At 49.9% G+C, this 8,694-nt stretch carries 1 protein-coding gene; it reads left to right on the plus strand.

What is annotated here, in order from left to right; genetic code table 11:
• Positions 1-38: 38 nt before the first annotated feature.
• Complete coding sequence (locus XMG59_RS11855; protein ID WP_217363744.1) at positions 39-8,405, plus strand: C-type lectin domain-containing protein; 8,367 nt, start codon at positions 39-41, stop codon at positions 8,403-8,405.
• The last annotated feature ends 289 nt before the right edge of the window (positions 8,406-8,694 follow it).

The following is an 8,694-nucleotide window of genomic DNA, read 5'->3' on the forward strand; positions in this document are numbered from 1 at the left end:
GCAGCCTGCGTGTGGTGATCACCGCCACAGGTGGCGATGTGAAGATCGGTAACCTGAGTGGGGCTACTCAAATTCAAATTGGCTTCGATTACGCGACAACCGGCGGCGATGAGATCTGTATTGAAGGCACTCAAGCACAGATCAATGCGGCCCTGAAAACGCTGCAGACCAAGATTGCCAATGGCAGTGAGAAGGTCGATATCTCTATCGATGTTCAGCCGGGTGGCATGGTCTACAACCCCGAGAATGGACATTACTACGAGTATGTCGCAAGTAGCGGAATTACTTGGACAAATGCAAAGGCCGCAGCCGAGCTAAGATCGTTCGAGGGTATGACAGGCTACCTTGCAACCCCTACCAGCGCTGAAGAGAACGCTTTTATTGCTGACAAGGTCAAAGCACAAGCGTGGATAGGTGCAAGTGACGCTGGTAGCGAAGGTGTTTGGCAATGGGCAACCGGTCCTGAAACCGGTACTACCTTCTTTAACCAGCCATATAATGGTTCCGGAGGAACAGCGGTAACCGGACAGTATTCCAACTGGGCGTCTGGCGAGCCAAATGATCACGGAGCCGCTGTAGGCAGCGAAAACTACGCCCACTACCTAGAAAATGGTACGTGGAATGATTATCCGAACTCCAGCAGTTCGATCAGAGGTTATATGGTCGAATACGGCGGTATGCCAAACGACGTCCCGACCGTTAAAGCAGGTGTTAAAACACTGACCGTCTACGCGACCGAAGCACTCGGTAATGTCTCTATGACGTTGTCTGACTTCGAGCAAGCGGGTGTAACCGGGGTGACGGCTGACAACCTGGCCTCTATTAACCAGGTGTTGAGTGGGAAGTCAGCAGCAGACGTAGATACCAACCCAGAGCTGCAGTCTGTTGTGAATGGTGTGATCTCCGCGATCGCGAAGATCGAGGATTACAACAATGCAGTGGCAGGTGTCACGCTTGATGTGGCTGACTACACAGCCGCGGGTATCGTGGGCGTTGTTGCTGGGAACAAAGATGCGGTCAACAGCGCTATTCAGGCACTGAACACAGGCGGCGCAAACACGACCGCGGAAATTCAGGCTGCTGTAGCACAGGTGCGTATTGAAACCTATGCCGATGCGACCGACGCCACTGGCCTTGAAGTACCTACAGTTGCGGATTACCACTCGCTGGGTATTTACGCCGTTGATGCCTCTAACCTTGCGTGGGTAAACAGCTTCGCCCTGGATGTAGCCGCAGATCTTGCAGACAATACCGCTGAGATCGAACTGCTAGTGCAAGAAGCGCTGGAGATGAAACCCTACTTCGATGCCGTCGCTAAGATCAGTACTTACGCTGACTCTGACGGTAATGGCGCCGTGCCGACACTGGACGACTATGTGGCTGCGCAGCTGACAGGCGTCGACCAGTACAACCTGGGTATGGCAAATGCACTGTTTGCGGCAAGTACTGTAGGTACCGGCGATGCTACGTTGGCAGGCACTCAGTCTGAGCAGCAGTCTGTGTTGACAGCGGCGATAGCAGAGTTGGCCGCTTATTCGAAGATTGTCTCGTACGCCGATAACAACGGCGGACCGGTGCCATCCATTACTGACTACCAGACGGTAGGTTTATCCACCTTCCCACAGCCATACGTTGACTTGTTAAATGCTGAACTTGTCACCAATGAGATCGGTCGCGATGAAGCTGATGAGGTGTCCGAGCTTCTGGCTTTGGGTGCGCGCATCAAAATCACCGAATACGCTAATGCCAACGGTTTTGGGGCGGACGGTGTTACACCGCTAACCGGTGACTTCGTACCGACAGCAGCAGAGTGGGCGATGGCTGGTGTCACCGAGTTCTTCGATGGCACCAACATGGTCTCTATTGATGCTAACAACGTTGAGCAGGTCAATGACATCATGGCGATGCGCTATGTGGGTACCGGCGCGCGCATAGACGTTGTGGATACAGATCCTGACGCCTCTACTAACGAGACCAATCTAGATTATGCAGGCACTGTTGCAACACTGACTGATATTCAGCAAGCCGTGCAGCAAGCTGCCGGAGAAACGGTGAGCGGTGGCAACACCACTTTTGGCTTGCGTATCGCGTCTTTGAACAAAATCGCAGCCTTTGCCGATGCCGTGAACGGCCTGTCTCAGAACGATTACGACGCTTACCTGATGAACAATCCTTCGTTGGTACCGAGTGCGTCTGACTACAATCATGCCGGTGTACTTGATCTCAGCGAGAGCACCGGTGGAATTTCGGCTGCTCTAGCGACAGCGATTAATAACAAACTCTACACCGCGAGTGCTACGTCAGCTGTGAATACGGCGGGTGAGCTGCAGCCATATGTAGATGCGGCTAACGAGATAGTTAACAAAATTGCCGACCTTGCTACAGGGGTATGGGATTCGACTGGGTCGTCTGGCGTTGATTATGTCGATCTTGTCTATTCGTTTGCGAATGGTGATTTTAGCAGTGATCCGGATGCTGAGTTCCGCGTTGACAATGCCAACACTGATTTCCGAACAGCAGATCGCACTGGGTCGATGTTGGGCTGGGATGTATTCATCGATCAAATCATCCTTGGCGATGGCGTTCTTGGTGTCGCAGAACCAACGGACACAACATACGATGATCCTCAGCAAGCAGGTGTCGATAACGTTGTGGCTGGTAATGGTACGGATGCTCTTGATCGCGGTGTTGCATCAGGCGATACCGAGTACTTTGAGGTACGGGTTGTTAATTCTGATGATAACTACCAAACAACGGTAGCAACTCAGTGGCAAGGTTCGAATACGTATTCAGCGAACTCCAACAACATTAACGGAGATTATGAAGAGCACAATGAAGTGCTGGAATTGGGTATGAATGTCGACCACCCGAGCTACGGTACTAAGACTATTCGAGGACCGGCGATCGTTAGCCAAGAGAGTATTATCCTTTCTGAAGGCGATACGGTGAGCTTTGATTGGCGTTCGCTGTACATCAATGATCAGTATGACGTTATCGGGTATCTTGCTCCAGTAGATGCCAACGGCAATGCAATACTTGATGCCAACCAGACGGTTGAACTGTTGAACGAGAGTGGTATCTCCAATGGCAGCTCTGCTGCAGGTAGTTCATCGTCTCATTACGACAACTACACCACTGCGTGGAAAACTGAAACTCATCCGATTACTGCCTCTGAGGCAGGCGAGTACAAGTTTGTATTTATTTCGGGGTCTTGGGAAACACACACGGTGTCCTCAACTTCTGGTGGCGGACAGGTTGGATCGCTCTTCTGGTTGGATAATATTAAGGTTGAACTAGCAGCTAATAACCTTGCGCCGTTCGTATTCGATGGAGTTAGCTTCGACGGAACCACCGTTTCGTCTGAACGCGCACAGCAGGTTTTTGACCGACAAATCGCTGATGGCACGGGTTTCAGCACTACAACGGCTTCTGACTCTGCTCCAGCCGTACTGGGTTGGAAAGACGATGGCAGCTACGGTAAAGAACCGTCTGTTCTGCAGTCTGTGAGAGTTGCCTCCGGTGATATCACCGGTACGACGGCCAATCAAAACGTGCTGCCCGGTTGGTTTGATATCGAAGGTTGGGATGAAGATTCTCAGTCTTGGGTATTGATTCAGAGCTTTGGAGATACAGATACAGTTGCAACTGCTACGCGTACATTAACAACGGATTCCGGTATTGATTACTTGGAGTTCGACATCGCCAGCGCTGCGGATGGCACGGCCTTTACTGGTTTCAGAATCAAAGCGTACAAATCGCAGAATGGTGACGGCACGATTGAAATTTCAGAGCTGGATTTCATCGCCAAAGCAGCCACTGATAATTCAACAAATCTAAGCAAAGATGAGCTTGAAGCTATTGGTATTACCGGTGTCACAACCGGCAATATTGATGCATTAAATGCTGCTTTTAAAGCGCAAACATCCAGTGATACTGTAGATTTAATCAGCGAGATTCAATCTCTGGTTGATGACGTTGCTGCAGCCTTTACGAAGCTAGAAAACTACCTGGTTACAAACCCAGGTGCCGATGATAACGGTAACTTCACGGCCGATGGCAGGGAAGTGGGCGTACCAACGTTACAGGACTATATCACTCTCGGTTTGACCTCATTCAAGTCAAGCGATGGGCTACTGCATACTTTGGCAGCCGAACACATCCCCGCGCTGAACGAGTGGCTGTATAACAACCGTGCATCGTTTTCTGATCTCTACACTGAGATAGCGGCAGAGATGCTGCCGACGGATGCAGTCAATGCAGTTGTTGGCGCTCGCATTGAAGCGATTCTCGATATCGCTCAGCTTGCGACGGTTAATCCAAGTTCCGTCGACTTCACAGCAGCGTTCTCAAGAGCCAGTCTACTGGCAGGAACTCCTGTGGAGGCGACTGACGCAATGTCGGTTTCTGGTACTGGGTGGACATTATCGACCGATACCATTGGTGCGAATATCAACGGCACCGATCAGTATGCTATCGGTAACATCCTTGATGGAAATGGGAATGAGTCGTTCGAAGTTCCGCGCTCAAATCTGCCTGTAACATTGACCATGGACTTTGATAATCCAACGTCTGTCTCCAGCTATAAACTCAATTTCTATCAAGATGAGTATCCGACAGCGTGGAAGGTCTACGGCAAGGACAGCAGTGGTGCTTACACCGTTCTACTGGATGAAGTCTCAGATTACAGTGAATCCAGCGGTGCTGGCATCAGTGAATTCTTCTTCAATGATGCGGTAGCGGATGTCGATAGTCTGCAACTCGTCTTTACTGAAGCCAATGACCCTGCGGGTATTGCGATTACTGAGATCGACTTCATGAGCTCTGGCGCACCTAACGCGGGTGATCAAATCACGTTGGATCTAACCCTAGGAAGCGATACCTATACGGTCACAACGACTTTGACGTCTGAATCAAGTGTCAGCGGCATTGCTGCCGCGTTAAATGCGAGCCTGCCCGCCTACAGCGGTTTCGTAATAACGTCGACGCCTGAGGGTGAACTGTCAGTTGTTCGAGCGGACGGCCGGTCATTTAGTGTCACAGATGGAACTGGTGCGGCAGGCTCCTGGTTGCTGACCAGCGGTGGTAATGCGATTCAACCGAGCAGCACTGTCTCAGTTGCTGTTGAAGGCGAGGGTAGAATTTACACCGTCGCAGACTTTGAGACTGCTGGCGTCACCGGAGTCAGCAGCACGAATATTCAGGCGACCATCGATGATCTGGTTCAGCTGACAGACGCGGTGAATGCAGATACAACCACAGAGCTGCAGTCGGTCGTTAACAGTAAGACCGCTGTCTTTGAACTGCTTCAGTTTATTGCTGACGGTGAGCTGTACGCTGAGGTAGGTGAAACCTTTAATTACGCTCGCAATGATTACGATCCGATCGAAGTTATTAGCTCAGGCTACTACCTCTGGGATGAGAATGAGAGTGGCAGCCGACCGCGCACTTTGGATGCGACTTACGCCTTTGATGGAACCACTTCAACAACCGCAAACGGATGGTGGGTCTCTGAGCGTGAGGACGTTGGCTCGGGCAATGTTGATCATTATGGTATCTACGGTAGAGCCAATTACCAGGCTTACATAGGCTACGTCGACAAGGACAATTCAACTGGACCCACCCTGCTACAGTCTATTGGGTTTGATGTCTACAGCACTGCTACATTGGACGGACGAGTTCAGGGTTATGATTCAGCCAAAGGTATTTGGACAACGATTACCTCTTTTGCCACAGGAAGTATCGACGCCTCCTCTCGCTACACGATTGATCTCGCTTCTCAGTATGGCAGCGGGATCGAGAAAGTGGCCTATGACGGTTACCGTCTTGTGTTTGACGATGCGACGGGTAATTGGGGGCCGCGTGTGGATATCACAGAGCTGTACATAAACGCTAAAACAGTATTGCCTCTGGCAACTCCTGAAACATTTGCAACCGCCGGAATTCCTGATGTTACGGATGATAATATTGCTCAAATTCGTAAAAAGGTCCTTGAGGATACTAATGCGAATTCAACAATAGATGATATTACAGGGGTTGTATCTGGTGTTGTCGCTGGTTTGACTAGCTTGAAAGAAGCCTTGGGTTCCGGAGATCTCTCTTCTGTTACGGCAACGACCTATGCGGATGTTGGCATAGACGGGGTAGACTCGGACAATGTTGCTGCAATCAATGCAATCGCTGCTGATCGTCAGGCTAACCTGGCGGCGGGCGAAACATTGGCAGTGTCAGACTTACAACGTATTGCTGATGATGTTTCTACCAATCTTAATGGTCTGCTCTCGCTGGCTACGTTAATGAACAGTGAATCGACAGATTCTGATAAGTTGACTCTAGCTCAAACCCTGCTGACAGCAGGCCGTAGCTATGTGCCGGATCTTGATGGTGTTAACGGTACCGATGCTCAGATCGCAATCAAGAAACTGTTGGGATTCAGCTCCGCGTCGCCGGTCACTGACCTCGAAGGCATGGGGGTTGTTGCTAAAGAGATCTATGCCAACTGGACGGGTACAGCGGGGAGTAATACTCAACCCGACTTGGGCGATCCGACTGATGCGACTCATGGCTTTACGCCCTGGGAGGCGTTTAACGGTAATACCGCAGGTTCGGCAGAGGGTTATGCCTCAACGGCCTATGTTTCATCAGACAGACCGGCTTCATTGGGCTGGTTTGACAGTCAGAAGTCACAGGGTGCTTCGGTCATCAGTAGCTTTACCATTGATTCCACTCAGGACAAGATGCCAACGGTGTTTGATCTCTATGGTTACAACGCCGACACAGAGGTCTGGGAGTACGTTCAGTCGTACGATATTGTTGATTCGTACAATCACGAAACCTCGATGACCTTTGAGGTGGACACTTTCCGTGCGTACAGTGGTTATCGATTAGATATGTTTGCTCCAAGTAAACTTGATGAAACGGGCGTGTTCCCGAATCCACACAGCATCGCATCTGTGGATTCAGATATCGTTATTCAGGAGCTCACTTTTAACGTAGATTCCTCCGCGGTTGTGGTCAACGCGGGCCTGTCGGGTATCTCTGACGCCTCAACGTTGGCCAATGTTTTGGACGCAATAGCGATCCAAAAGGTGGCTGATTCGTCCAACACGGATACGCTGGCTAAAGTCAAAACCATCGCTTCAGATACCGCGACTGAAACCATCAGATCGTTTGTTGAGACGAAGGTATCTGCCTCATCAATTACGGCACTGGAATATGCGGCAGTTTCAAATGGTCCTGGCACTTATACAGTGACTCTTCAAGCAGATGGTGAAGCCGCTATCACTGGTTCATACGTCGTCCCGTCGAGCTCCAGCAGAGGTGGCACAGGATTAATAAAAGATATTTTGAACAGTATGACCGCTGCGCAGTCTGCTGGTTTTGAAATCGATACACAAACAACAGTAGATATTAGTGGCAGTTCAGTTGGGGCGTATACCATCTCGCGCCCGGATACTAAAAACTTTACTTTGACTCTGTCATCGAACTTTTCTTCCAATCAGAAATTTGTAGATGCAAACGGTCAACTGCAACCTCTTGCACGTGGAACGCCATTTACCGTTGACAATGGCGTGTCTGAGAGTGACATCGCAAATGGCGTTCCAACTTTATCGGACTACCGTTTGCTGGGCGTTACAACCTATGACAGTGGATCATCGTCGATCCCTCTGGATGCTGACAACCTTGCTGCAATTAATGAGTTGGTTGCTGAGCAAGCTACAGCGTTTACGGGGTCTGCCCTGCAAACACTCTTGGATGATGCCAACAACGTGGCTCGCTTGGATGCAATTGCTAAGATCGCTGCTTATGCTGCCGACGATCTTAATGATCTGGCAACGTATCCGCAGCCATCGGTAACCGATTACGAAGATCTCGGGATTCGAGTGACCTCCGGAGAGCTTGCGACCGTTAACGGTTTGATTGTTAACAAAGATGCTGCCGACGTTGACACGATAGATGAGATCGCTGACTACACGAGTCCGGCTGTGGAGTTTGTCGGTTTTGATATCGACGGGGCCAATGGCTACGCGGACTCAGGAGAAACATCTGCTAATGGTACTAGCGGCACAATCGGCACAGATGATGGTAACGCTGCTACAGGCGATTCTGATATAAGTATTTGGCTGGATGTATCTGATGCCTATGCTGGCGATATTGTTGAGCTATGGGTTGATGGTATTAAAGTCGCAACCTCTGCAGAGTTGTCACAGGGCCAAATCGATAGCGGCACCTATAAGTTCGTTAACGATAGTAACAGCGCAGATATTTTCGATATGGCGACCTATGATACGGCTTCGGGTACTGGCACTGCTGATGATGACAAAGTGAAGGTTCAGCTTCGCGTCACTAACAGCGGCGGTACTCAGATCCAAGAGATTGACGATGCTGCTTGGGATTACCAATGGTAGGTTAATCTAACGTGCGGGCCTGGTCTGAGAGTTGTCAAAACGCCAGGCTTGCACGACCTTATTACAACAGTACAACAGTACAACAGGTTTGTAGACACTAATTTGTCATTATTGTCTATTTTGTCATGCCTTTTTATTGACACTTGTGTCAATATTTGTTTCCATGCACGATGGATGTATGTCTAATTTGTCACGGTTGTGACATTTAGGCCCAATTAATTGTCGAAGCTAAGCTTCGCAAGGGGAAACAAAATGGCTACGGTAATCTCTCAATTCAATGCAAGTCGTC

The sequence above is a fragment of the Marinobacterium sp. xm-g-59 genome, from assembly GCF_013283315.1.
Classification (GTDB): Bacteria; Pseudomonadota; Gammaproteobacteria; order Pseudomonadales; family Balneatricaceae; genus Marinobacterium_E.